This is a genomic window from Sulfurimonas denitrificans DSM 1251, from assembly GCF_000012965.1.
In the GTDB taxonomy this organism is placed as follows: domain Bacteria; phylum Campylobacterota; class Campylobacteria; order Campylobacterales; family Sulfurimonadaceae; genus Sulfurimonas; species Sulfurimonas denitrificans.
In genome coordinates this window covers 1,146,451-1,168,553 of sequence record NC_007575.1, presented here as the reverse complement: position 1 = coordinate 1,168,553, position 22,103 = coordinate 1,146,451, and the positions used below count along the sequence as shown (strand labels likewise).

At 34.2% G+C, this 22,103-nt stretch carries 29 protein-coding genes; 19 read left to right on the top strand and 10 right to left on the bottom strand.

Annotation, left to right across the window (positions count from 1 at the left end):
• Positions 1 to 5 precede the first annotated feature (5 nt).
• A complete protein-coding gene (locus SUDEN_RS05835) occupies positions 6 to 338 on the top strand; it encodes a c-type cytochrome (protein WP_011372742.1) in 333 nt (110 codons plus the stop codon).
• Positions 335 to 1,267, top strand: a complete 933-nt coding sequence (locus tag SUDEN_RS05830; protein ID WP_011372741.1) for an HpcH/HpaI aldolase/citrate lyase family protein — start codon at positions 335 to 337, stop codon at positions 1,265 to 1,267. Before SUDEN_RS05835 ends, SUDEN_RS05830 begins: the two co-directional genes overlap by 4 nt.
• Before the next feature lie 8 nt (positions 1,268 to 1,275).
• On the opposite strand, the gene SUDEN_RS05825 is transcribed toward SUDEN_RS05830, so the two are convergent.
• On the bottom strand, positions 1,276 to 2,160 hold the full coding sequence (locus SUDEN_RS05825) for an energy transducer TonB family protein (RefSeq protein ID WP_148153544.1): 885 nt from the start codon (positions 2,158 to 2,160) through the stop codon (positions 1,276 to 1,278).
• A 93-nt stretch (positions 2,161 to 2,253) separates the two neighbouring features.
• Here SUDEN_RS05825 and hemL point away from each other — a divergent pair, with 93 nt between their 5' ends.
• Genes hemL through SUDEN_RS05810 form a run of 3 tightly spaced genes read left to right on the top strand, consistent with a single transcriptional unit; the run spans position 2,254 to position 4,364 of the window.
• Positions 2,254 to 3,546 carry a glutamate-1-semialdehyde 2,1-aminomutase gene (gene hemL, locus SUDEN_RS05820; protein WP_011372739.1) on the top strand — a complete coding sequence of 431 codons (1,293 nt, stop codon included), beginning with the start codon at positions 2,254 to 2,256 and terminating at the stop codon, positions 3,544 to 3,546.
• Complete coding sequence (locus SUDEN_RS05815; protein WP_011372738.1) at positions 3,539 to 3,862, top strand: AtpZ/AtpI family protein; 324 nt, start codon at positions 3,539 to 3,541, stop codon at positions 3,860 to 3,862. Before hemL ends, SUDEN_RS05815 begins: the two co-directional genes overlap by 8 nt.
• The gene (locus SUDEN_RS05810; RefSeq protein ID WP_238374791.1) at positions 3,846 to 4,364 is read left to right on the top strand and encodes a hypothetical protein; all 519 of its coding nucleotides are present in this window, start codon (positions 3,846 to 3,848) and stop codon (positions 4,362 to 4,364) included. Before SUDEN_RS05815 ends, SUDEN_RS05810 begins: the two co-directional genes overlap by 17 nt.
• Here the strand turns inward: SUDEN_RS05810 and SUDEN_RS05805 are convergent.
• Both SUDEN_RS05805 and rpoD read right to left on the bottom strand, forming a co-directional pair.
• On the bottom strand, positions 4,348 to 5,031 hold the full coding sequence (locus SUDEN_RS05805; protein ID WP_011372736.1) for a hypothetical protein: 684 nt from the start codon (positions 5,029 to 5,031) through the stop codon (positions 4,348 to 4,350). The two genes, SUDEN_RS05810 and SUDEN_RS05805, sit on opposite strands and share 17 nt — an antisense overlap.
• An 11-nt stretch (positions 5,032 to 5,042) precedes the next feature.
• Positions 5,043 to 6,914 carry an RNA polymerase sigma factor RpoD gene (gene rpoD / locus SUDEN_RS05800; RefSeq protein WP_011372735.1) on the bottom strand — a complete coding sequence of 624 codons (1,872 nt, stop codon included), beginning with the start codon at positions 6,912 to 6,914 and terminating at the stop codon, positions 5,043 to 5,045.
• A 135-nt stretch (positions 6,915 to 7,049) separates the two neighbouring features.
• Between rpoD and SUDEN_RS05795 the strand changes: the two genes are divergently transcribed.
• From SUDEN_RS05795 to SUDEN_RS05750, 11 genes are all read left to right on the top strand, one after another.
• Positions 7,050 to 7,880, top strand: coding sequence for a flagellar hook-basal body protein (locus SUDEN_RS05795; RefSeq protein ID WP_011372734.1), 831 nt, complete (start codon positions 7,050 to 7,052; stop codon positions 7,878 to 7,880).
• A 12-nt stretch (positions 7,881 to 7,892) separates the two neighbouring features.
• Positions 7,893 to 8,681, top strand: a complete 789-nt coding sequence (flgG, locus tag SUDEN_RS05790; RefSeq protein WP_011372733.1) for a flagellar basal-body rod protein FlgG — start codon at positions 7,893 to 7,895, stop codon at positions 8,679 to 8,681.
• Positions 8,682 to 8,828: 147 nt separating this feature from the next.
• The gene (locus SUDEN_RS05785; RefSeq protein WP_011372732.1) at positions 8,829 to 9,332 is read left to right on the top strand and encodes a 3-isopropylmalate dehydratase small subunit; all 504 of its coding nucleotides are present in this window, start codon (positions 8,829 to 8,831) and stop codon (positions 9,330 to 9,332) included.
• 2 nt (positions 9,333 to 9,334) lie between these two features.
• Complete coding sequence (gene leuB, locus SUDEN_RS05780; RefSeq protein WP_011372731.1) at positions 9,335 to 10,402, top strand: 3-isopropylmalate dehydrogenase; 1,068 nt, start codon at positions 9,335 to 9,337, stop codon at positions 10,400 to 10,402.
• Positions 10,399 to 10,647 carry a hypothetical protein gene (locus tag SUDEN_RS05775; RefSeq protein ID WP_011372730.1) on the top strand — a complete coding sequence of 83 codons (249 nt, stop codon included), beginning with the start codon at positions 10,399 to 10,401 and terminating at the stop codon, positions 10,645 to 10,647. The genes leuB and SUDEN_RS05775 overlap by 4 nt, the downstream gene beginning before the upstream one ends.
• Positions 10,638 to 10,973, top strand: coding sequence for a CiaD-like domain-containing protein (locus tag SUDEN_RS05770; protein ID WP_011372729.1), 336 nt, complete (start codon positions 10,638 to 10,640; stop codon positions 10,971 to 10,973). Before SUDEN_RS05775 ends, SUDEN_RS05770 begins: the two co-directional genes overlap by 10 nt.
• Positions 10,970 to 11,806 carry a formyltetrahydrofolate deformylase gene (gene purU / locus SUDEN_RS05765; protein WP_011372728.1) on the top strand — a complete coding sequence of 279 codons (837 nt, stop codon included), beginning with the start codon at positions 10,970 to 10,972 and terminating at the stop codon, positions 11,804 to 11,806. The genes SUDEN_RS05770 and purU overlap by 4 nt, the downstream gene beginning before the upstream one ends.
• Positions 11,806 to 12,276, top strand: a complete 471-nt coding sequence (locus SUDEN_RS05760) for a tRNA (cytidine(34)-2'-O)-methyltransferase (RefSeq protein ID WP_011372727.1) — start codon at positions 11,806 to 11,808, stop codon at positions 12,274 to 12,276. Before purU ends, SUDEN_RS05760 begins: the two co-directional genes overlap by 1 nt.
• Positions 12,273 to 12,431, top strand: a complete 159-nt coding sequence (locus SUDEN_RS11370; protein ID WP_169302053.1) for a hypothetical protein — start codon at positions 12,273 to 12,275, stop codon at positions 12,429 to 12,431. The genes SUDEN_RS05760 and SUDEN_RS11370 overlap by 4 nt, the downstream gene beginning before the upstream one ends.
• Positions 12,432 to 12,657: 226 nt before the next feature.
• Positions 12,658 to 13,317, top strand: coding sequence for a LexA family transcriptional regulator (locus tag SUDEN_RS05755; RefSeq protein WP_011372726.1), 660 nt, complete (start codon positions 12,658 to 12,660; stop codon positions 13,315 to 13,317).
• A 9-nt stretch (positions 13,318 to 13,326) separates the two neighbouring features.
• On the top strand, positions 13,327 to 14,655 hold the full coding sequence (locus SUDEN_RS05750; protein ID WP_011372725.1) for an NlpC/P60 family N-terminal domain-containing protein: 1,329 nt from the start codon (positions 13,327 to 13,329) through the stop codon (positions 14,653 to 14,655).
• Positions 14,656 to 14,762: 107 nt separating this feature from the next.
• Here the strand turns inward: SUDEN_RS05750 and SUDEN_RS11485 are convergent, their stop codons facing one another.
• Complete coding sequence (locus SUDEN_RS11485; RefSeq protein ID WP_011372724.1) at positions 14,763 to 15,068, bottom strand: hypothetical protein; 306 nt, start codon at positions 15,066 to 15,068, stop codon at positions 14,763 to 14,765.
• Between the two features lie 27 nt (positions 15,069 to 15,095).
• Positions 15,096 to 16,292 (bottom strand): tetrahydrodipicolinate N-succinyltransferase N-terminal domain-containing protein, encoded by a 1,197-nt coding sequence (locus tag SUDEN_RS05740; protein ID WP_041672250.1) that lies wholly within the window; start codon positions 16,290 to 16,292, stop codon positions 15,096 to 15,098.
• 76 nt (positions 16,293 to 16,368) lie between these two features.
• Between SUDEN_RS05740 and SUDEN_RS05735 the strand changes: the two genes are divergently transcribed.
• Entirely contained in the window at positions 16,369 to 16,872 is a 504-nt protein-coding gene (locus SUDEN_RS05735) for an ankyrin repeat domain-containing protein (RefSeq protein ID WP_041672248.1), read from the top strand.
• A 7-nt stretch (positions 16,873 to 16,879) separates the two neighbouring features.
• Here SUDEN_RS05735 and SUDEN_RS05730 read toward each other — a convergent pair whose 3' ends face one another.
• Genes SUDEN_RS05730 through SUDEN_RS05725 form a run of 3 tightly spaced genes read right to left on the bottom strand, consistent with a single transcriptional unit; the run spans position 16,880 to position 18,450 of the window.
• Positions 16,880 to 17,527 (bottom strand): DUF6166 domain-containing protein, encoded by a 648-nt coding sequence (locus tag SUDEN_RS05730; protein WP_011372721.1) that lies wholly within the window; start codon positions 17,525 to 17,527, stop codon positions 16,880 to 16,882.
• Positions 17,528 to 17,536: 9 nt separating this feature from the next.
• Positions 17,537 to 17,662, bottom strand: coding sequence for a hypothetical protein (locus tag SUDEN_RS11570; protein ID WP_274378246.1), 126 nt, complete (start codon positions 17,660 to 17,662; stop codon positions 17,537 to 17,539).
• A gap of 56 nt (positions 17,663 to 17,718) precedes the next feature.
• On the bottom strand, positions 17,719 to 18,450 hold the full coding sequence (locus SUDEN_RS05725; protein WP_011372720.1) for a competence/damage-inducible protein A: 732 nt from the start codon (positions 18,448 to 18,450) through the stop codon (positions 17,719 to 17,721).
• A 99-nt stretch (positions 18,451 to 18,549) separates the two neighbouring features.
• On the opposite strand from SUDEN_RS05725, the gene SUDEN_RS05720 reads away from it, so the two are divergent.
• Together SUDEN_RS05720 and adk are read left to right on the top strand one after the other, a co-directional pair.
• Positions 18,550 to 18,837, top strand: coding sequence for a hypothetical protein (locus SUDEN_RS05720; RefSeq protein ID WP_011372719.1), 288 nt, complete (start codon positions 18,550 to 18,552; stop codon positions 18,835 to 18,837).
• Positions 18,838 to 18,938: 101 nt separating this feature from the next.
• Positions 18,939 to 19,586 carry an adenylate kinase gene (gene adk, locus SUDEN_RS05715; RefSeq protein ID WP_011372718.1) on the top strand — a complete coding sequence of 216 codons (648 nt, stop codon included), beginning with the start codon at positions 18,939 to 18,941 and terminating at the stop codon, positions 19,584 to 19,586.
• A gap of 138 nt (positions 19,587 to 19,724) precedes the next feature.
• Here the strand turns inward: adk and SUDEN_RS05710 are convergent, their stop codons facing one another.
• Both SUDEN_RS05710 and aspS read right to left on the bottom strand, forming a co-directional pair.
• Entirely contained in the window at positions 19,725 to 20,294 is a 570-nt protein-coding gene (locus SUDEN_RS05710; RefSeq protein WP_011372717.1) for an adenylate kinase, read from the bottom strand.
• 58 nt (positions 20,295 to 20,352) lie between these two features.
• The gene (gene aspS / locus SUDEN_RS05705; protein ID WP_011372716.1) at positions 20,353 to 22,095 is read right to left on the bottom strand and encodes an aspartate--tRNA ligase; all 1,743 of its coding nucleotides are present in this window, start codon (positions 22,093 to 22,095) and stop codon (positions 20,353 to 20,355) included.
• Between the last annotated feature and the right edge of the window lie 8 nt (positions 22,096 to 22,103).

The window sequence follows — 22,103 nt, the reverse complement described above, 5'->3', positions numbered from 1 at the left end:
GCTTTATGAGAGATATGTTGTTACTTTTGTTACCATTGTCTCTTTTTGCACAAAGTAGTTTTATAACTCCGATGGAGTACTCTTCGTCACTATATAAAAACCCAAGAGGAATTGGTTGCCATAAGTGTCATGGTGAGTTTGGAGAGGGTAAAATTGTCGCAAGGTATGAACATAATAAGGAACAGAAAACATTTTTTGCTCCAGGTATTAACAGTATGGATTTTAATGATTTTTATAGAGCTCTAAATGTTAGAAAAAATGGTATGCCAAGGTACTTTTTAACACAAACAGAGATTAAAGCACTCTACTTTTATCTTCAAGAGAAAAAGAAAAAGTGATAAATAATTTACAAGAGATAATAGAGGCTTATGAAAGTAGAGATTTAAAAGCTCTTAATTTGCTTGCTGTGCCTACATGTAGAACTCTAAATAAAAGAGCAGATTTTCGCTCACTCTTAATGCTCTCTTGTAACAACTTAAAACATTTAACAAAAATTGACACTCTTGAAGCCGACGCTATAATCTTAAACCTTGAAGATGGTGTAAGTAAAGTGGATAAGCCATTTGCGCTTGTTTTGTGTGCTATTTTTCTCTCATACTACAAAAGGTGCGATAAAAAATTAATAGTTCGTGTAAATGCCCTAAATGAGGGCGGATATGATGAGATAGCATATCTAAAGAATTTTATGCCAGATGCTATAAGAGTCCCAAAAATCAGAGATAAAAAAGAGGTAGAGTCTGTATGTGAACTCCTAGATGAGAAGATAGAGCTTCACCTCTCAATCGAGACAAAAGAGGCATGGAATAGTATGCTAGAGCTAAGAGTTGATAAAAATGTAACTACCTTTTATCTAGGGATTTTGGATATTTTTGCTGATATGAAGTTATCCCAAACTCTTATTTCAAGAGAGAATCCAGTAGTTTTGTATATGCTTTCTCATTTTTTGATAAGCTCTAAATCAATAGGGGTAAAACCCGTCTCTTTTGTATATCAAGAGTTTAAAAAACTGCCTGAATTTGAGATGTGGCTCTCTTTGGAAAAAAGTATGGGCTACGATGCAAAAGGGTGCCTCTCTCCCACTCAAGCCTCTATTGCAAATAGAGTTTTTACTAGCAGTGAAGCAGAGATAAAACGTGCAGAGATAATTGTTAAGCTATTTGAACTAAAACAAGAAGAGGGAATTAGCGGTTTTGAGGATAAAGAGTTCGGTTTTATAGATGAGCCAATTTACAAAGGCGCATTGGCAACACTCAATAAAAACGTTTAAATAGTTCTCTATCTTGCTAGATTATAAAATACGTTGTATCTTATAAGAATCTTCTCTTTAGGTCTTGGATATCTGCTATATGCAAACTCTATTGTCTCTTGAGTAGTTGAGTCAAGTATATGATAACCGCTATTTTGTAAAAATTTAAAGTCACTCATATCTCCATTTGGATGAAGATAAAACTCAACAATATTTACTTTATTTACATTCATCTCTTGTCTTAGATTTACACTCGCAACTCTATTTAGTATCTCTTGAGTAATTCTTCTCATAATTTCTTGATTATCAATGAGGTATTTCTGTTGCCCCTCTGTAAACTTAGAGAACTCATCTCCATAAAGCTCTCTTAAATCAGAGTTTCCAACACTGCTTCCTGAGGCTTTTTTTACTTTTTCATCTTTACTCTGCTCTTCTGATTTATCTTCTCTCATCCAAGCAAGAGGATCGCTGCTTTTTTCTTTCTTCTCTTCTACATGTGGTGGTAAAAGCGGAATATATGGTTTAGTTGGAGGGAGAGGTTCTGTCTTTGGTTTAGGCTCTTTTGGCTGAGGCTCTTGAGATTTGTTTAATTGTGAGGTGTTTTTTTGCTCTGAGATTTTTTGCTCATCATACTTAATAGGCTCTTTTTTTGGAGCTTTTGTTATCTCTTTTAACTGTTTTCCTCTTTGCATTTGTGGAGCGATATCTGGTGTTTTTTCTATAACTTTTTTTTCACCATCATCATCCTTTTGCACTTTTTTTTCAATCTCTTTAAGTGAGAGCTTTATTTTATTCTCTTCTGGTTTTTGAATTTTTTTTATTTCAGGTGTGATGGTTCCTAATAGCCAAAAAAGAAGCATCAACAAAACATGTACCAAGATGGCAACAAATAGAGAGAAGTATGAGCGATTCAAGCAGTTCCATTTACATGTAAAGTTTTGCGAGATTATAACTAATGTAGATTAATACAACTTCGATATAATTACAAAAAAACAGAAGGTCATTTTATGAGCATAGATAATTCATTAAAAGCTTTTAAAGAAGCACAAAACTTAATTCCAGGAGGCGTAAACTCTCCAGTTAGAGCTTTTAAAAGTGTTGGAGGAACGCCCCTTTTTATAGCGAATGGCAGTGGTGCATATTTAACAGATATAGATGGAAATAGATATGTTGATTTTGTTCAAAGCTGGGGTCCTCTTCTTTTTGGACATAGAGATGAGAGCATTGAGAGTGCTGTTATAGAAGCTGTCAAACATGGTCTTAGTTTTGGCGCTCCAACACAAGCTGAGAGTGATTTGGCTGCGCTTGTTATCTCCATGTTTGACTCAATTGAGAAGATTAGATTTGTAAGCAGTGGAACAGAGGCTGTAATGAGTGCTATCCGTCTTGCTCGTGGATATACTAACTGTGATGATATTGTAAAGTTCACAGGGTGTTATCATGGACATAGCGATTCACTTTTAGTTCAAGCTGGAAGTGGCGCTGCAACGTTTGGAAACCCAAGCTCTCCAGGAGTTCCAGCTGATTTTACAAAGCATACACTCTTAGCAGAGTATAACAACATAGAGAGCGTAAAGAAGTGCTTTTCTGACTCCAAAGATGTAGCTTGCGTCATAATAGAGCCAATTGCTGGAAATATGGGACTTGTCCCAGCTGATAAAGAGTTTTTACGTGAGCTAAGAGAACTTTGTGATGCAAATGGTGCCTTGCTTATCTTTGATGAAGTTATGAGTGGTTTTAGAGCCTCTGTACATGGTGCGGAATCTATCACTGGCGTAAAGCCAGACATAGTAACTCTAGGAAAAGTAATCGGTGGTGGAATGCCAGTTGGTGCTTTTGGAGCAAGAGCCGAGATTATGGCTAAACTCTCCCCCGAGGGACCAGTATATCAAGCAGGAACACTGAGCGGAAATCCAGTTGCTATGGCAGCAGGTCTTGCAGCTATTACAAAACTCAAACAAAATGGACAAATCATCTCTGTTTTAAACTCTCGTGCAACAAGACTTGTTGAGGGTATGCAAGAAGCTGCAAAAACTTATGGCATAGCAATGCAGATAGACACAAGAGGAAGTATGTTTGGATTTTTCTTCAACGAGAAGCCAGTGAAAAACTTTGCAGATGCGTGCAACTCCGATGAGAAACTATTTGCCTTATTTCACTCTAAGATGCTCAAAGAGGGCTTTTACTTTGCATGCTCACTCTATGAGACAGGTTTTATCTCAACTGCTATTACTGATGAGATGATAGAAGATACTATTAAAGCAAGTGCTAAAGTCTTTAAGGAAATTACAAATGTCTGAAAAAGAAGAAAAAACTCCCAAAATAAAGCCAATAATAGAAGCTGCAGATAGCCTTTCTCTAGGAATCTCTATAGTTGTAGCCGTTTTAATGGGAGTTGGAATAGGTTTAATACTAAAAAATATGACAGGAGCGGCTTGGACGCTTTGGATAGGTGTTTTCTTAGGTATTGCAGCAGCAATCTTAAATGTTTACAAAGCTTATTCAAAACAGTATAAAGTCTTTGAAGAGTTGGCAAAAGAGCCAAGATATGCCGTTAAAAAAAAGCTTGATGATAAAGAAGATGACGAAGAGGATTATAGTGAAAAAAACTATTAAAAATCTCTTGATTCTTGAGTTTTTAATATTAGCAACCGCTTTAGTATCTTTTGATTTTTTTATAAATATGCAAATAGCCTCACTTAGTAGCTTTTTAATTATTGCAGGCTCTTCTTATGCTTATAAAAAGATGATTAATGCACAAGTAGAGCTAGAGAATATAGATGAAAAAAGAGATTTTTTGGATGAAGTAGAAGATCCTTATGAGCTGTATGATGAAACACCAATAAATGATGCTCCTGCTGAAGAGCTTGATTTAAAAGCTATTGTTAAAGAGGAAAAAAAAAGGATAAAAATCTTAAATTTAAAAGATATTAAAAAAGGCTCAAGAGCGTCAGTTTCACTCTTTAGATTGGCTCCGTATCTATTTTTAATTTTAGGATTTGTTGCACTTAGAAATAATGAAATATTAGATATAAAAATCTATCTCCCATCTCTTTTTATTGGCATACTAGCGGGATATTTTATCTCAAGAGATTTAAGTTTTAAGATAAAATCATAGGAATATTTATAGTTATCTTTTTTTGAATATCAATGAAAAAGTTACTCTTTGCACTCAAAGCTTTTAACTCATTTAAACTCTCTTCATCTACTTCACTTGCACTTATTTCTATGGAGAATATGGAGTATTTTTTATCTTCAAATTTTAGATGTTCACCAACTCTATAAAATATTTTTGTGGTAATCTTTTGGCTTTTCTCATAGCATGAGTAAACTTTGTTTAAAATCCTTATGAAGCCATTTGAATCAATAATAATTTCTGGAATAGTAGGATCAAAAATTTTTTCAAAAATTATTTTTGAGTTTATAGAATAAGTTAAAATACATAAGTCAACGAGAGCATAGATATTTGCAACTTCACCTATAGGTTTAGGTTTGTTTATTTTAAAGGAGGGTGCTTGGTAGAGTTTAATACCGATTGTTTCATCATTTTCATAACCAACAGTAATGGCAAAAAAATTGTAACGACCAAAACCTAACTCAAGAAAAGTTGTTTTAAATCCAAAAGAGATATTTGCATAAGTGGTTGCAAGGTTGAAAATCTCTTCCGCACTTGCATAACCAAGCAAAAATTGTGCTTCAGCATTAAGCGAGAGTATCTTCATGGAAGAGTTAAAGAGTATGAAAGGGTTGTAATCATACTCTATCCATTGCTGTTCAAAAGTCATCTTTAAATCTACTACTCTTCTATATAATTTTTAAGTTTTCTTCCAACTTTAGGATGTTTTAATTTTTTGATTGCACTTGACTCGATTTGACGAACTCTCTCACGAGTTACATTGAGCTCTTTTCCAATCTCTTCTAATGTTCTATCAGACTCATCATCCATAATTCCAAAGCGAAGCTTGATAACCGCTTTCTCTCTCTCATTTAGCTGCTCTAAAACACTCTCAATTTGAACTCTTAAGTCATCTTTTAAGATAGCATCAGAAGGAGATAGCGATGTTTTATCTTCAATAAAATCGCCAAAGCGCCCATCATCTTCACTTCCAATAGGTGCTTCAAGACTTATAGGCTCTTTTGTGATTTTAATTACATTTTTAACTTTTTCAACTGAGAGACCAACTTCTAGTGCAATTACTTCAACATCTGGCTCTTTACCATGTTCTTGAAGGTGTTTACGCATAATCTTGTTAATACGATTTATAGTCTCTATCATGTGAATAGGGATACGAATAGTTCTTGCTTGATCTGCAATTGCGCGAGAGATTGCTTGGCGAATCCACCATGTAGCATAAGTTGAGAATTTGTAACCTTTTTGATACTCAAACTTGTCAACAGCTTTCATAAGCCCTATATTTCCCTCTTGAATAAGATCAAGGAAAGGTAATCCTCGATTTGTGTAGCGCTTAGCAATAGATACAACAAGTCTAAGGTTTGATTTAGCCATTTTTGTTTTGGAGATTTCAGAGATATTTTTACCGCGTTTAATCTGTTCTAAAATATCTGCTAACTTTTCTGGATCCATATCAAAGCTATTTTTTGAAGCCTCTTTTGTTTGAACTAACTTCTTAATCTCCATGTATGTGCTAACCATGGTGGCTTCAGGCACCATAGTAGCTATATCCTCTTTTGTTAAATCACAAATCTTATCAACTAGTATTCTATGATTTGCTTTAAGTGTTGCATTGAAAAGAGGTAGTTTATACTCTAATCTTTTTAACTCTTTATCATAACCTTCATCACTCTTTAGTGCGGTCTCCATAGCTTTTACAAGCTCATTTATGAGCTTTGAAGTAGGTCCTAGATCTAATAGCCTCTCTTTTAAAACCCCTTTTTTATAAGTAGCGCTTAGATAATGCATGACGAGATCAGCTGTGAGTTCAGCATCAGTATTTTCAGCTAATTTTTCAGCAAGTTTTATCCACTCTTTTTTAGCTTTTTCTAAAGCTTTAAAGCTTATAGTTACTTTTTCTACTCTACTTTTATCTTTAGCAGTTAATGTTTTTTCAACTACATTTTCTTCATCACTATCTTCTACATCATCATCGCTATCTTCACTATCATCACTCTCGTCTTTTTCATCTTCAAAGCTCTTAAAAAGCTCTTTAACTCTTCTTTCTCTGTTTATCAGAGGCTCTCTATAGTCAAGTATAAAATCTATTAGGTATGGAACAGAACAGATTGCATCAATGATAATACTCTCTCCGCCTTCTATTTTCTTACTTATCTCAATCTCTTCTTCTTTTGTAAGCAGTGGAATTTGACCCATTTCACGAAGATACATACGAACAGGCGAATCAGATCTTGACCACTCAAGCAGTTCATGCTCTTTTAATATGTCAAAGCTGTCTGTCTCGTTATTCTCAATCATCTTTCTTTGAGCACTTCTTCTAGCTTCTGCTTCTTTGTCATTAAGCAATTTCGCATGTTCTGATGATGTATATATGCAAGCTTTATGCTTCTGTATTAGTTTAAAAATATTTGCAGCTTGTGCAGCTGTTGGTTGTTTGTCAAAAAGTTCTATAAGTGATTCGTAAGTGGAACACTCTTTTGGCTTTTGATTGGCGAAAAATGTTTCAATAGCCTTGTTGAGTTCTTTTGCTGTCATATTCAAAGTACACCTTGTTTATCTATGATAAGATTTTTTAAAGGTGGATTATACCGAAATAGGCTTAAGGAGTGCTTGTTTAAAAATTGGAACACGTTTTGCTTTTAATTTAAAATATTTTGACAAAGGTGCTCTATGCAAAGCGGATATTACAGTTCAGCTGCTGGAATGGTTACACAGTTTAACAGGCTTGATACTATCGCAAACAATCTTGCCAATGTAAACACAGTAGGCTTTAAAGAAGACAATCTTATTGTTGGTGACTTTATGCGTCTTTATAAAGAGGCCAGAGATGAGCTTCCAAATGCAAATCATACAAAAGAAGCAGCACAATTTTTAAACAGAGCTATGAATAAAGCTCCTCAAGTTGTTGATGCTTACACAGACTTCTCATTGGGAGTTATGCAAAAGAGTAATAACTCATTGGATATGGCTCTATCTAAAGAGGGACTATTCTTTTTAGTAAAAACTCCAGAGGGCATTCGTTTAACAAGAGATGGAACATTCACTAAAGATGATGAAGGAAAATTAGTTACAAAGCAGGGATATGAAGTATTGCCAAGTGACTATTTTATATCAAAACAACCCATCATCTTTAATCAAGGTGATAGTGCAATTGAGATAGATAAAAATGGGCAAATTCTTACAAACATCCCAAATTCTATGACACTTAATCAACTTAACAGGCTATTTATTGCGCAGCCAGACAATATTGATTTTCTCAAAAAAGAGGGAGATGGTCTTTATAGATATGATGGTGCAGGCGGTGTAGAGGGACTTGTTAGTTTTGATGGAAGCGAAGCTGTTTTGCAAGGGTTTATTGAGAAGAGTAATGTTAATGCTGTAAAGATGATGACGCAGCTAATAGAGACAAATCGTTTAGTTGGCATGTATCAAAAAGCTATGGATACACAAATGAACGATATGAATCGTGATGCAATTGAAAAACTTGCTAAAAAATCTTAAGGAGAATAGGTCATGATGCAATCACTTTACACTGCTTCTACTGGAATGATAGGAATGCAGACGCAAATCAATACAACGGCAAATAATATTGCCAACGTAAATACAATAGGATTTAAAAAATCTCGTGCGGAGTTTGCTGATCTTATGTATAAAGTAATGGATTATGCAGGAACTTCAACGAGTGACGTTACTAAGAGCCCTACTGGAATAGAGGTAGGTCTTGGTGTTCGCCCAACTGCGATTAACAAAGTATTTTCAGAAGGAAGTCTTAAGCAGACAGACAATGAGCTTGATGTGGCTGTAACTGGTAAAGGTTTTTTTAAACTTGAGCTTCCAGATGGTAGTGAAGTTTACTCAAGAAATGGCGCATTTAAAGTAGATGAAAATGGCTCAATTGTGAATAGTGATGGTTACAGATTGGTTCCAGAGGTTGTTATTCCACCTGATGCAACAAACATAAATATTGGTACAGACGGAACAGTAAGTGTAGTACAAGCAGGACAGGCGCAAGCAACTCAGATAGGTCAAATGACACTTACAAATTTTATAAATCCAGCTGGACTTCACTCTATGGGAGATAATCTCTACATAGAAACTGATAGTTCTGGTCAGCCAGTTGAGGGAACTCCTGGTCTTGATGGACTAGGTGTTTTAAGACAGGGTTTTGTTGAGCTTAGCAATGTTGAACTTGTTGTTGAATTAACGGATTTAATTACTGGTCAAAGAGCTTACGATTCAAACTCAAAAGTGATTACTACAAGTGATGAAATGCTTCAAACTACTAACAACCTTAAGAGATAGTAGTTCAGCAATAGCGGCATGATACCATTTAATATGATGTCGCTACTCTCCTTTATTCTAGTTACAAAGCCTCTCTTTTTATAAAACTCAAACAACATTTTAGCTATAATCGCAAAAATTATTTAAAAATAGAAGTTGGGGATTAAAATGCAAAAAGCAAATATTGACGGAAAAGTTTGGAGATTTGGAAAAGATATTGATACAGATTTAATTATAGCAGCACGCTATTTAAGCACTTCAGTTCCAGAAGAACTTGCAAAGCATGTTATGGAAGATGCAGATCCTCAATTCGTTAAAAAAATGAGTAGTGGCGACATTATAGTTGCTGGTGAGAATTTTGGTTGTGGAAGTTCTCGTGAACACGCTCCAATAGCACTAAAAGCTGCTGGAGTTGCTGCAGTAATTGCTCCTACATTTGCAAGAATTTTTTATCGTAATGCTTTTAACATGGGACTTCCAATTTTTGAACTCCAAGAGAGTGCGGAGATAGCTGAGGGAGATGAGATTAGTGTTGATATGAACAATGGAACAATTACAAATAAAACATCATCAAAAGTATATAAATTTATTCCAATTCCACAATTTATGCAAGAGTTAATAGACGCTGGCGGACTTATGAATTTTGCTCAAAATGAAATTAAAGGTAAATAGTTATGAAAACATATAAAATAGCACTTATTAAAGGTGATGGAATTGGCCCTGAAATAATAGATGAAGCGGTAAAAGTTTTAGATGCTGTGGCTTCATGCTGTGATTTAGAGTTCTCTTACGAAGAAGCTTTAATGGGTGGATGTGCTTACGATATCACAGGTGATCCGCTCCCTCAAGAAACAATCAATATCTCATTAAACAGCGATGCTGTACTCTTTGGTGCAATTGGTGGAGCTAAATGGGACAATTTACCTCGTGAGAAGAGACCTGAGAGTGGACTTTTGAGATTTCGTAAAGAGCTTGGTGTTTATGCAAATCTCCGCCCTGCTAATGTTTTTGACGAACTTATAAATGCTTCATCACTTAAAGCTGAAGTTATAAAGGGTGTAGATTTGATGGTTGTTCGTGAGCTTATTGGTGGAATCTACTTTGGAGAGCCAAAAGGTAGAGATGAGAACAGAGGTTGGAACACGATGGTTTACACACGTGAAGAGATTGTAAGAATCGCTCATCAAGCCTTTAAAATTGCAATGAGTAGAAGCAAAAGAGTTTGCTCTATAGATAAAGCAAATGTTTTAGATGTTTCACAGCTTTGGAGAGAGGTTGTGATAGAGGTTGCAAAAGAGTATCCTGAGGTTGAGTTAACTCACATGTATGTTGATAATGCAGCTATGCAGTTAATAAGAGATCCTAGACAGTTTGACGTAATGCTCACTGGAAATATTTTTGGCGATATCTTAAGTGATGAAGCAAGTATGCTCTCTGGCTCTATCGGACTTCTTCCATCAGCTTCAGTTGGTGCTAAGATAGGTGTATATGAGCCAATACACGGCTCTGCACCAGATATTGCAGGGCAAGGAATAGCAAATCCAATTGCCACTATATTATCCGCTTCAATGATGCTTAGATATGCTCTAGGTGAACATGGAGCAGCGGATAAAATAGATGCCGCCGTAAAAAGAGCGCTTAAAGAGGGTTATAGAACAAAAGATTTAGCTCAATATGACGCTAAAGAGGTTTGCTCAACTAGTGAAATGGGTTCGATAATCGCTAATTATGCGGCAAAATGAAAACACTTACTCTAGCAAATATTTACGAACTTCAGGGCCTAAAAGAAGAAGCCCTTGAGATTTATAAAGAGATTTTAAAAAAAGACTCCTCAAATAGTGATGCTAAAATTGCTATACGAAGGCTCTCTGGTATGAGAAAAAAATTTTTAAATGTAAATACGCAGATGAAAGAGTACTTTGTAAAAATGGAAGAAGATATAGAGTTTAATGAATTTGAAAGGTGGCTATTAAAACTATGGAACTAAAAGATATGATTCTCTCAACTTTAGCAGAACTTGAAGATATGAAACCTGATATTGACAACCACCAGATAAGCAAAAATGAATTTAAACTAAAAATTAAAGAAGATGTAAGAGCAGAGATAGAACCTGAGCCTGAGCAAGTTCTTAGTAATGAGATGATGTTTTTGACATCCATGAGAGAGAGACTTCTCGTACTTTTTGAGGGATTTCAAGCACCAAATAACACAAATATAGAAGCTAAAGTAGATATGACACTAAATTTTTTAGAGTATGTTTTAGTAACAATTGATTCAAGAGTAGAAGAGTTAGAGCGAGGAAGCCGCAGATGAGCCAATACAGAGTACTTATAGATGCAAATGATGAAAAAGGTTTGGTACACAAAGTATCAACTGTTTTTTATCAAAATAGTTTTAATATTCTCACAAATAGTGAATTTGTTGATAGTGAAAATAATAAATTTTTTATGAGAAGCGTTGTTGAGGGAGATATGCCACTTGATGAGTTATATCAGTCAATTGTTAGTGTAATGCCACCTAGTGCAAATATAGATGTAATTGCACCAAAAAATAAAAATATAGTTATTATGGCTACAAAAGAGATGCACGCACTTGGCGATATTTTAGTACGACATGAAGCAGGAGAGCTTGAAGCAAATATTTTATGTGTTATTTCAAACTACGCAGAATTAGGTTCTTTTGTAGAGAAGTTTAATATACCTTTTATTGAAATCTCACATGTAGGATTAGATAGACAAGAGCATGAAGAGAAGATTATAGATACTCTAGCAAAGTTTGATAATATTGACTATATTGTTTTAGCAAAATATATGAGAATTTTAACACCAAAATTTGTAGAAATATATGAAAACAGAGTTATAAATATACATCACTCTTTTTTACCAGCATTTATAGGTGCAAATCCATATAAACAGGCTTATGAAAGAGGTGTAAAAATCATCGGTGCTACATCACACTTTGTAAATAACAACCTAGATGAAGGTCCAATTATCGCTCAAGAAGTTATACATGTAAACCATGCCAATGGCTGGAGAGATATGCAACGCATGGGCAAAGATGTTGAAAAAATTGTATTATCACGCGCACTCAGACTAGCGCTAGAAGATAGAATTTTTGTATATGCAAATAAAACTGTAATTTTTTAATGTTTAACCTAGTCCTTGTAAATCCGCAAATCCCAAATAATACTGGCGCAATAGGAAGACTCTGTGTAAATGCTGGAGCCTCTTTACATATCATAAAACCTATAGCTTTTGATATAGATGAAAAAGCAGTACGCCGAGCAGGACTCGATTATTGGCATAAGTTAGATTTACATGTATGGGAGAGTCTTGAAGATTTTTTCAAAAATAATAATATAATAAATAATGCTCATTTTGCAACTACAAAAACTGATAAACCATATTTTGAAGCAAATTTTAGTGATGGAGACTATATTTTTTTTGGAAGTGAGACTGCTGGGATTCCAGAAGAGATACTAACTAAATATAAAGAACAAAACATAACTATCCCTATGACAAAAGAGGGTAGAAGCCTAAATCTTGCAATAAGTACAGGTATCGTTTTGTATGAAGCTATAAGACAAAATTACACTATTTTTTTGGAGAATGTATGAGCACTTTTATGGATATATTTATGTCAATTCTCTTTGTCTTTTTTATGATTTTTATCTTTGGCGGATACCATAAAAATAAGTCAGCTCAAAGAGAAGCACAAAGAGAAGCTGATGAAAAAAAAACCAAAGAGCAAGAGAGTTCTATTTTAAAATAATATCTTTGCCCATCTCTCTAATTTTTCTTCAAATTTTTCAAATAAGTTTTTTGCGCTATTTACTACGATTTTCATCTTTTATCCCTATTTTTATCATTTTATTTGTCAAATAGTACACATTCTTTAAAAGAATAATAAAAAATATTGCATTCTGTCATATTTTTTTGACTAAATTTTTAAAAACCACTATAATTTTGCATAATTAAACTATCAATTGGAGTTTTAGATGAAAAATTTTCTTGATATTGTTGAAGAGATAAAAAGTATTGTTTCTAGTCAATACAGTGGGAAAAAAATATATGACAAAGATGTCGCTGATATACTTGGAATCTCTCAGATGAATTTTGCTACGATGAAAAAAAGGAACAAAATTCCATTTGGAGAACTTTTAGATTTTTGTGCCTTAAAATCTATATCTATAAATTGGCTTCTTTATGGGCAATCACCAGAGAGCCTCGTGGAAGCTACGAATAGATTTTTTATGATTAAATATTTTAGCGATGTAAGTGCTTCTGCTGGTGGTGGGGCTGAACTTGAAAATGAATCAAACGAGATGATTAAAATTCCTCAAGAGTTTGTAGCAATGCTAGGCGGGGAGAGAGAGCTTAAACATATAGAGGCTATAAACGTCTCTGGAGACTCTATGGAGCCAACTTTTAGCTACAACGATATAGTTTTTATCAATAGAGATAAAAAGGATCTTCAAAGAGGTGGGATTTTTACGATTAGAACGGAATCTGGGCTATTTATAAAGAGAGTTCAAAAAAGAATAGATGGAAAAATAGATGTAATTTCAGATAACCCAATTTACTCAACACAGACATTAAATCTTGGTGAGATAGAGGTAATAGGACGAGTGGTAAGTAGATTTGGAAATGTTGACTAAGGGAGTTAGATGAGATATTTTTTTATAATTTTTTCTATATTGTTATTTGGCGGATGTTCACTATATGTAAGTAAACCTGAGCTTAAAAAAAGTATCTCAAAGCCATCAGAGATATATGATTTAACAACTATTCCTCAAGATGCAACATATTTTTCTAAATTTATAGAGAATAACAACTCTTTTTATGAGATTCAACAAAAATATAGTTCTAAGTACTTTAGTGTTTGGAATATGGATAAGCCAAGAGAGAGTATAGAATCTATTATATGGCCTTTTATTGTGTTTACTCCAAAGAGAAGTTATGGAGAAAATTTACAACCCCTAGAGCAAGGTTTCTTTGATGAGATGATAGAGAGTGCCTCATTTGAAGATTATGCAACATTAAATAAAAAAGGATTAACTCTAAGAGAAGTTGATCTAAGAGCATTTCCAACCATTAGACCATTATTAAAAGACCCATCTCTTGCTGGAGAGGGTTTCCCTTTTGACTACCTTCAAAATAGTACAGTACATGCAAATAGTCCTATTTTTATCTCACACTACTCAAAAAATAGGGATTGGGCTTATATCTTTAGCAGTTTTGCATCAGGCTGGATTAAAGCTAATGAATTTGTAATCTTAGAAGAAGATGATAGAGATTTTTGGCAAAATGCAGAGCAGATTTATATAATAAAAGAGGGTGTAGCTATTTATGATGCCGAGAGAGATTTTTTGTATAAATCAAAAATAGGTATGAGTTTTGCGGTTGTATCAGAAGATGAAATAAGCTATAAGGTATTAACCGTTGCTTCGCATATAGGCACAAGAGCTATTTATTCAACCTCTATAATTTCTAAAGAGATAGCGACAAAAGAGGTTATGAGATTAAATGTAAATAACCTGCCAAACATAGTAAAAGAGGTTTCAAAAACAAACTATGGGTGGGGTGGAATGTACGAGCAGAGGGATTGCTCTTCTATGCTTCGAGATATGTTTGCTCCCTTTGGTATATGGCTGCCAAGAAACTCATATCAGCAGAGTAGAGTAGGGAGAGTTATCTCCCTAAAAGATATGAACGAGGATGAGAAAATTAGAGTTATAAAAGAAAAAGCAGTTCCATTTCAAACCCTGCTTTATAAAAAAGGGCATATAGTTTTATATGTGGGAACATATAACGAAAATATAGTAGTTTTTCATAATACATGGGGCATAAAAACAAAAAAAGATGGTGTTGAGGGCAGATTAGTTATTGGTCGGGCAATTTTTAGTACTTTAAAACTTGGAGAAGAGCTACAAAGTTATGATAATGATTCAGAGCTTTTAAAAAATATAATAAGTATGAATATCATAACAGAGTAGTTTTTTTTAAAAAAACAACTTTAAGCAAAATAACAAAGCAATACATTAATTGTGAAGTTTCTATAATGAAGTAACTAAGTGAGAAGATATCTTCTCACTCAAGAATTTTATGCTTTTATATCTAAAAGTGAACCTAACATCTCATCTTGTGTTTTAACTGTAGTGACATTTACGGAAGTAGCATCTACAGATACGATTTGATTAGTTATCTCATTAGCTAAATCTGTCTGACTTCTTTTTGAGCCATTATTGTCTGCTTTTGAATTTTCTGCTTTGACGTAATTCTCGCCACCATTAATCTTAGTATTTGTAGGGATAAAACCATCTGTATTTATATTTGCAACATTATGCGCACTGTTATTTAACATACTCTGGTGTGCTTGAATTGATGAAATATTATTTGATATATTCATTTTTAAACCTCTACTTTAAAATAGTATTTAATGTAAATCGGTATTTAGCTTAATTTCTCTAGTGCTTCTTTGAACAACATATTGCCCATTTAGAGAGTTTTGTCTAAAGTGAAGACCATGCAATCCTGCAAGTTCCCACCCTTTCATATAGTTGTCAAATTTAGTATTTGGATTTACTTTTTTGAGTTCAATTAGCTCTGCATCATTGATATGAAACTTTGTTCCAGCAAAAACTGCTAAACCACCATCAATAATACAACCATCACCTAATGGAATACCACATGTAGAGTTTGCACCAAGAAGTGTATTTTTACCGATAGTTATAGGATTTCCATCTGTTCCGCTAAGAACACCAAGTATAGAAGCACCACCACCGATATCACTCCCAGCACCAACAACGGCAGAACTTGAGATTCTTCCCTCAACCATTACAGCTCCTGTTGTTCCAGCGTTAAAATTAACATAAGAAGCACCAGGCATTACAGTAGTCCCTGCAGCTAATTGTGCGCCAAATCTCACTTTTGATGTATCTAGGATGCGAGTGTTGTCAGCTGGAATAATATGTTGAAGGAACCTTGGAAATTTATCAACAAATTCTATATGTGGATACTCATTTGCCAGTTTCAACTCTATTTCAAACTCACGAAGATAATCTAATTCAAGCGGTTTTCCATTTGACCATGCAACATTTGGAAGTGCCCCAAAAGCACCGTTTAGATTTATGCTTCTAATTTCAACTTTCGCTTGTGAGAGTGCATATAGCTTTAAATATGTCGCTTCAACGCTCTTTAGCGGTTCATCAGCAAAAATAAATGTTACTTTAAACTCACCATCTTTAGAGCCACTTGTAGCTATTTGGTTGTAAAGAGCAGATATAACTTGTATATTTTTATGAGCATCACCATATGCTTCCTCTGAATATGGAGAAAAAGCATTTAAACAGCTCTTTAAAAAAGCTTTATTAATATTACATATTACTTCACTTTGAGTAAAATCTATCTCGACACCTTGCTCTTGAAGTGCCTTAATAAAAATAGCGGCACTACCAAAATTTTCATTCCAATTAATTACTGGGTACGTTGCCTGAAGTGTTTTTTCAAGGTTTAGCTGCCCCATATCTACTCTACATACACCAAAAGCCAAAGGTTCTTTATAACCATTGATTGATGTTTTAATATCTTGAACAAGCGCTTTAAAAGCCTCTGTAGTTTGAATGATTTCCATAAATTCTCTCTTAAGTGATTTGTGATAAATATTATACTTAAACATTACTAATAATATTTTAGTATATACTTTGCTCATGAATAAATGGATTGAATTATTAAAAAAAAATGACCTGATTGGTATGAAAAAGTATATAGAAGAAGGTGCTGATGTAAATGAAGCAAATGAGAGTGGTGAGTCTGTTTTGGCTTCATCGCTTAGATATAGATGTGATTTCGATTTAGTTATGCTCTTGGTTGATAGCGGTGCTGATATTTTTGACTTTGATGAAGAGGGCGTAACTATCTTTGATATGGCAGTTACTTATGAGAATATTGAATTTGTAAAGTTTCTTATAGCACAAGGCGTGGATGTAAATACCACACAAAGAAGAAGCAGATTTACACCCCTTATGGCAGCTGTTTGTTATGGTAGAATTGAGATGGTAGAGTTTTTGATAGAGCAGGGGGCAAATACAGAGGCTATAGATGCCAAAGGTATTAGCGTTATAGATTTTGCAAGAAAAATGAATAAAAAAACAATTTTAAAACTTCTAAAATATGACAAGAATGCTCCAATAAATAGGAGTTATGCAAGATAAATAGTCTTTAATCTAAGAGTTTAACAAAGTTTTTATAATTCTCTATAATTTTTTGGTTTTTTTGATTTTGGGTGTAAAATTCAATAGCTTTTTTTCCAAGTCTTGGAATCTCATTTTTAACAGCCCAGCTACTTACAGTTCCTTCTGGAATCTGTAAAATATTCGCTAACTCTTTTTGTGTGATTTCTAGCTCTTTACAAGCATCTTTAACAACATTTGATTTTGTTTTTTTCTCTTTTTTAACTCTCTCTTGCTTGAGGATTAGTTCATTATCTTCTTTTTTGTCTTCTTTATCTATTAAAGGCTCTTCTTCCTCTTTTTTTGTAACGGACTCCATATCTCTGTTTTGGCTAATCCATCTCAATACATCAAATCCAGTTATAACCCAATCTCTATTATTAAATTTTGAGACAATATCTTGTGTGAATTTTAAAATATTATCTCTAGCAAACTCCTCATCTGTAACTTGGTAAAGCATGCTAAATGCAAGTTGCTGTGCACCAAGAGAGGAACTTCCCCAATCAAAACCATTATAGACTGCAAATACATCATATCTAACAGGGAGTTCAAGTTCACCATACGTAACATATTTAGCACCCAAGAGTGTTTTATGCCCTTTAAATGTATGATGATTTTTATTTACAGTTACAATCATTTAACCCTCTTAAATTTTAAAAGTGTAGTGAGAATCACTCTTTTTTTGCAAATCTTTTTTATTTGAAATACAGAAACGATAAGCAACGTAAGCAAAGATAGTTACTATTAAAAGTATGAATAACCAAACTAACATGACAGCACTCCTTGATTTTTACTTGTTTATTATAGCAAGTATCGACTATATATTTATTAAATTAAATTATATTTTATGTCAAGTTTTTCAAGATGTTCTATAAAGTGTTGAAAATAGCGCTTAACGCACTCTTCATCTTCGAAACATAAAGAGATTTCAACTGAAGCTCCATCATTATTTAGTATTGGAAGAGATGAGAGTTCTATATTTTTTGGAATGATGTTCATAACTTCAATTAAACTATTTTCACTTGTTTGTGCGAGTAGCGTAAATCTATATTTTTTTACACTTTTACTAAATAACTCCTTTATAACACTGCTTATCATCGGATGAGCCATTTGTGGAAATCCTGGAGTAAAAAAATATCTATCTTCAAGTGAAAAACCTGACATGTTATTTATTGGATTAAAAAGAAGTTTGGAGTTTTGTGGTAAATCTGACATGTGGATTCTATAAGGATAGGCTTCTTCTTTAAATCTCTCTATTATGTCTCTCTCAAACTCTTTATCTCTTTGTAGTGGGTTATTTGTAAAAACTTCTGCAGCAATCTCTCTTGTTAAATCATCAGGAGTAGCACCAATTCCTCCAAAAGAGAACATGACACTATTTTTATCCTCTTTTATGAGTCGATAGATATTTTTAATAAGATTTTCATCATCTTTTATAATAAAAGAGGCAAAAAGCTCATGCCCATATTTTTGAAGTTCATTTTTTAAAAATTCAAAATGTTTATCGACTCTTCGTCCATTTAATATCTCACTGCCAATTATACAAGCATAAAAATTCATACTGCTCTCTTGTTTTTTGCTCAATTATAGTTTAGGGATTGTTAGAAGAGTCTTATATAGAGTATAATTACAAAATTAAATTTATAAAAGGTGTTTTTTATGTCTTATGCACAGCAATTAGAAGAGTTGATAACTAAGAGTGTTATTCCAGATATTGATGAGAGATTGGATGAGATTTTCGAGGAAATCGCTAACAATAAGGAAGCAAGCGAGGATGCAAAAGAGGAGATAGAAGACCTCAGAGAATTCAAAGCTGACCTTCAAGATGTACTTCAAGACTTATCTAGTGGAGATATGGAAGAAGATGAGTGTAAAGAGCTGATTGATGATATTTTAGAAGCTCAAAGTAATGATGACGAAGATGATTTTGGATTTGAAGAAGATTAACAAATAATTTATATAAGGTTATAAAAAGGTTACTCCTTTTTTATAGCTAGTTTTAAATTCGTTTATATATAATTTCATCAACAAAAACAGATAGGATAATCATGAGAATAATACTACTTGGCGCACCAGGGGCTGGAAAAGGCACGCAGGCAGGGTTTTTAACAAAAAGATACAACATCCCTCAAATTTCTACTGGAGATATGCTCAGAGCTGCTATAAAAGCTGGAACTGAAATGGGCAAGATGGCAAAAGAGGCTATGGATACAGGTAAACTTGTAACAGATGAGATTATTATTGGTCTTGTAAAAGATAGAATTGAAGAAGAAGATTGTAAAAACGGCTTCCTTCTTGATGGCTTTCCTCGCACACTAGCTCAAGCTGATGCTGTTACAAATGCAGGCATAAATATTGATGCGGTTATTGAGATAGATGTTCCAGACTCTGAGATAGTAAAAAGAATGTCAGGTCGCCGTGCTCACTTAGCAAGTGGTAGAACTTATCACTTAGTTTACAATCCGCCAAAAGTTGAAGGTAAAGATGATATAACTGGCGAAGAGTTAGTTCAGCGTGATGATGACAAAGAGTCAGTTGTATTAGACCGTCTAAGAGTTTATCACGAACAAACAAGCCCACTAATAGGCTACTACAAAAATCAAGCAACTAAACTTGATACATTAACTTATATAACTGTTGATGGTACGGCTGACATCGCTGATGTTGAGGCGGCTATCGTTTCTAAATTAGGTTAAAAACCACTCTACATGTAAGCATCCAAAAAAATTCTGGGTGCTTTGTAATCTTAATTTATTTTTATTTGATGTATAAAGCAGATAAATTAGCTGAAAAACTTAGAAATAATATACTTAATAATAAACATTAAGACCTAGTTATATTTTAGCCTTAACAAAACTTCCCATTTCAGAAACTATTGTCTCAATAGTTCCTTCGCCACTTATTACATGTAAAAGATTTTTAGCATTGTAAAAAGCTTGAATATCAAACAAAGGCTCTGTGTAAACCTTCATACGGTTATCAAAAACTTCAGTGTTATCATCAGCACCGCGCGCACGACCTAAAACTCTATCACGAGCAGTCTCTTCGCTAACACGAACTTCTATAACACTTGCAAGTTCTAAAGATGAGTCTATATGTAGATACTCATCTAGTGCGTTTAACTGTTCCATGCTTCTTGGGTAACCGTCTATGATGATTATGTCGGTAGGAGCATTTTTGATAGCGTTCGTGATAGTTTTTATAGCTACTTCTATTGGAACTATTAAGCCTTTAGATATATAGTTGTCTATCTCTAAACCAAGTTCACTTTTAGTTGCAACTTCTGCTCTTAACATCTCACCTGTTGAGTAGTGCGTTATGTTATCATTTTCTTTAGCAATTAACTCTGCATCTGTTGTTTTGCCAGAACCTGGGGCGCCGATGATTAGAAATAGTTTTTTCATTTTAGTACTTTTGAGTGGTTTTTTAGTAGCAACAAAGAGTTGCTACTGTGTTGGGGGTTTATCTAAGTTTTATATGTAAATCTCTAAGTTGAGTCGCATCAACTTCACTCGGTGCTTTTGTAAGGATACAAGAAGCTTTTTGTGTTTTAGGGAATGCGATAACATCACGGATACTTGATTTTTTAGAAATTAACATCATAAGTCTGTCAAATCCAATAGCAAAACCGCCATGTGGAGGAGCGCCGAATTTTAGAGCATCAAGTAAGAAGCCAAACTTCTCTTTTGCCTCTTCTTCACCAATGCCAAGAAGTTTGAATATCTCCTCTTGCATCTCTTCTTTATGGATACGGATACTTCCGCCACCAAGCTCTGTACCGTTTAAAACGATATCATAAGCGATAGAATCAATCTCTTCGATGTCGTCTTTATCAGTATCTTTTGGTTGTGTAAATGGATGATGAAGTGCTTTTACTCTTCCATCTTCAACCTCAAACATAGGAAAGTCAACAACCCATACAAATTCAAAAGCATCTTTGTCTGCAAGATTCATTCTCTCATGTTCTGCGATAAAAATTCTAAGACGACCCATATAATCCCATACAGTTTTTTTATCACCTGCACCAAAGAAAACAACGTCTCCAACTTTCATACCGAGTCTATCAACTAGAAGTGCGATATCTGCATCTGAGAAAAACTTGATAAGTGGACCTTTTAGTCCATCCTCTTTCATCTGAAAATATCCAAGCCCTTGTGCGCCGAACTGACGAACAAAATCTTCAAAAGTTTTCATCTCTCTTTTTGAGAAAACCAAATCTGCACCTGGAACTCTAAGAGCTTTTATACGGTTTTTGTGCGGTTGTTTAGCGATATTTGTAAATATTTCGTTATCACATCTCTCAAATATATCGATAACATCAACCATTTTCAAATCATATCTAAGGTCTGGTTTATCAGATCCATACCACTCCATAGCATCTCTGTAAGCTATGCGGTTAAATGGAGGCTTGATTTCAACGCCACAAGCGCCAAACATTGAGACTAAAAGTTTTTCAGCAATAAGCATTACATCTTCTTGATTACAAAAGCTCATCTCAACGTCTATCTGAGTAAATTCAGGCTGTCTGTCTGCTCTTAAATCCTCATCTCTAAAACACTTTGCGATTTGGAAATATCTATCAAATCCGCCAACCATTAAAAGCTGTTTAAATAGCTGCGGAGATTGCGGAAGTGCGTAAAATTCGCCACTGTGAACACGAGAAGGCACTAGATAATCTCTTGCTCCCTCAGGAGTTGATTTTGTAAGTATCGGAGTTTCAACCTCTAAGAAGCCATTTTCATCAAGTATGTTTCTAGCTGCGATTGCAGCTTTTGAACGAAGACGAAAAGTCTCATACATAGATGGGTCTCTAAGCTCCAAATAGCGATATTTAAGTCTTGTCTCTTCACCGACATTTTTATCGCCTATCACAAATGGAACCGCTGCTGAGCGATTTTCAATAGTTAGTTCACTAACAACAATTTCAATTGCTCCAGTCTTTAGGCGAGGGTTTGTAAGTCCCTCTCCACGGAGGCGAACTTTACCTTTTGCAACAAGAACAAACTCGTCACGAATACTACTTGCTATTTTGTGAGAAGATGCGCTGTCTTCAGGGTCACATGTAAGCTGAATCAATCCGCTTTTATCTCTTAAATCGATAAAAATAATCCCGCCATGATCTCGGTAGCTATTTGCCCAACCAGCTAGAACAACCTCTTGTCCTATATTTGCTTCACTTAATTCTGTACAATAATGACTTCTCATAGATATAG

Bases quoted from the DNA above. Each gene is read 5' to 3' on its own strand.
- SUDEN_RS05835 (WP_011372742.1), top strand. From the start codon at position 6: ATGAGAGATATGTTGTTACTTTTGTTACCATTGTCTCTTTTTGCACAA.
- hemL (WP_011372739.1), top strand. From the start codon at position 2,254: ATGAGCATAGATAATTCATTAAAAGCTTTTAAAGAAGCACAAAACTTA.
- SUDEN_RS05815 (WP_011372738.1), top strand. From the start codon at position 3,539: ATGTCTGAAAAAGAAGAAAAAACTCCCAAAATAAAGCCAATAATAGAA.
- SUDEN_RS05805 (WP_011372736.1), bottom strand. From the start codon at position 5,031: ATGACTTTTGAACAGCAATGGATAGAGTATGATTACAACCCTTTCATA.
- rpoD (WP_011372735.1), bottom strand. From the start codon at position 6,914: ATGACAGCAAAAGAACTCAACAAGGCTATTGAAACATTTTTCGCCAAT.
- SUDEN_RS05795 (WP_011372734.1), top strand. From the start codon at position 7,050: ATGCAAAGCGGATATTACAGTTCAGCTGCTGGAATGGTTACACAGTTT.
- flgG (WP_011372733.1), top strand. From the start codon at position 7,893: ATGATGCAATCACTTTACACTGCTTCTACTGGAATGATAGGAATGCAG.
- SUDEN_RS05785 (WP_011372732.1), top strand. From the start codon at position 8,829: ATGCAAAAAGCAAATATTGACGGAAAAGTTTGGAGATTTGGAAAAGAT.
- leuB (WP_011372731.1), top strand. From the start codon at position 9,335: ATGAAAACATATAAAATAGCACTTATTAAAGGTGATGGAATTGGCCCT.
- SUDEN_RS05775 (WP_011372730.1), top strand. From the start codon at position 10,399: ATGAAAACACTTACTCTAGCAAATATTTACGAACTTCAGGGCCTAAAA.
- SUDEN_RS05770 (WP_011372729.1), top strand. From the start codon at position 10,638: ATGGAACTAAAAGATATGATTCTCTCAACTTTAGCAGAACTTGAAGAT.
- purU (WP_011372728.1), top strand. From the start codon at position 10,970: ATGAGCCAATACAGAGTACTTATAGATGCAAATGATGAAAAAGGTTTG.
- SUDEN_RS05760 (WP_011372727.1), top strand. From the start codon at position 11,806: ATGTTTAACCTAGTCCTTGTAAATCCGCAAATCCCAAATAATACTGGC.
- SUDEN_RS11370 (WP_169302053.1), top strand. From the start codon at position 12,273: ATGAGCACTTTTATGGATATATTTATGTCAATTCTCTTTGTCTTTTTT.
- SUDEN_RS05755 (WP_011372726.1), top strand. From the start codon at position 12,658: ATGAAAAATTTTCTTGATATTGTTGAAGAGATAAAAAGTATTGTTTCT.
- SUDEN_RS05750 (WP_011372725.1), top strand. From the start codon at position 13,327: ATGAGATATTTTTTTATAATTTTTTCTATATTGTTATTTGGCGGATGT.
- SUDEN_RS11485 (WP_011372724.1), bottom strand. From the start codon at position 15,068: ATGAATATATCAAATAATATTTCATCAATTCAAGCACACCAGAGTATG.
- SUDEN_RS05740 (WP_041672250.1), bottom strand. From the start codon at position 16,292: ATGGAAATCATTCAAACTACAGAGGCTTTTAAAGCGCTTGTTCAAGAT.
- SUDEN_RS05735 (WP_041672248.1), top strand. From the start codon at position 16,369: ATGAATAAATGGATTGAATTATTAAAAAAAAATGACCTGATTGGTATG.
- SUDEN_RS05730 (WP_011372721.1), bottom strand. From the start codon at position 17,527: ATGATTGTAACTGTAAATAAAAATCATCATACATTTAAAGGGCATAAA.
- SUDEN_RS11570 (WP_274378246.1), bottom strand. From the start codon at position 17,662: ATGTTAGTTTGGTTATTCATACTTTTAATAGTAACTATCTTTGCTTAC.
- SUDEN_RS05725 (WP_011372720.1), bottom strand. From the start codon at position 18,450: ATGAATTTTTATGCTTGTATAATTGGCAGTGAGATATTAAATGGACGA.
- SUDEN_RS05720 (WP_011372719.1), top strand. From the start codon at position 18,550: ATGTCTTATGCACAGCAATTAGAAGAGTTGATAACTAAGAGTGTTATT.
- adk (WP_011372718.1), top strand. From the start codon at position 18,939: ATGAGAATAATACTACTTGGCGCACCAGGGGCTGGAAAAGGCACGCAG.
- SUDEN_RS05710 (WP_011372717.1), bottom strand. From the start codon at position 20,294: ATGAAAAAACTATTTCTAATCATCGGCGCCCCAGGTTCTGGCAAAACA.
- aspS (WP_011372716.1), bottom strand. From the start codon at position 22,095: ATGAGAAGTCATTATTGTACAGAATTAAGTGAAGCAAATATAGGACAA.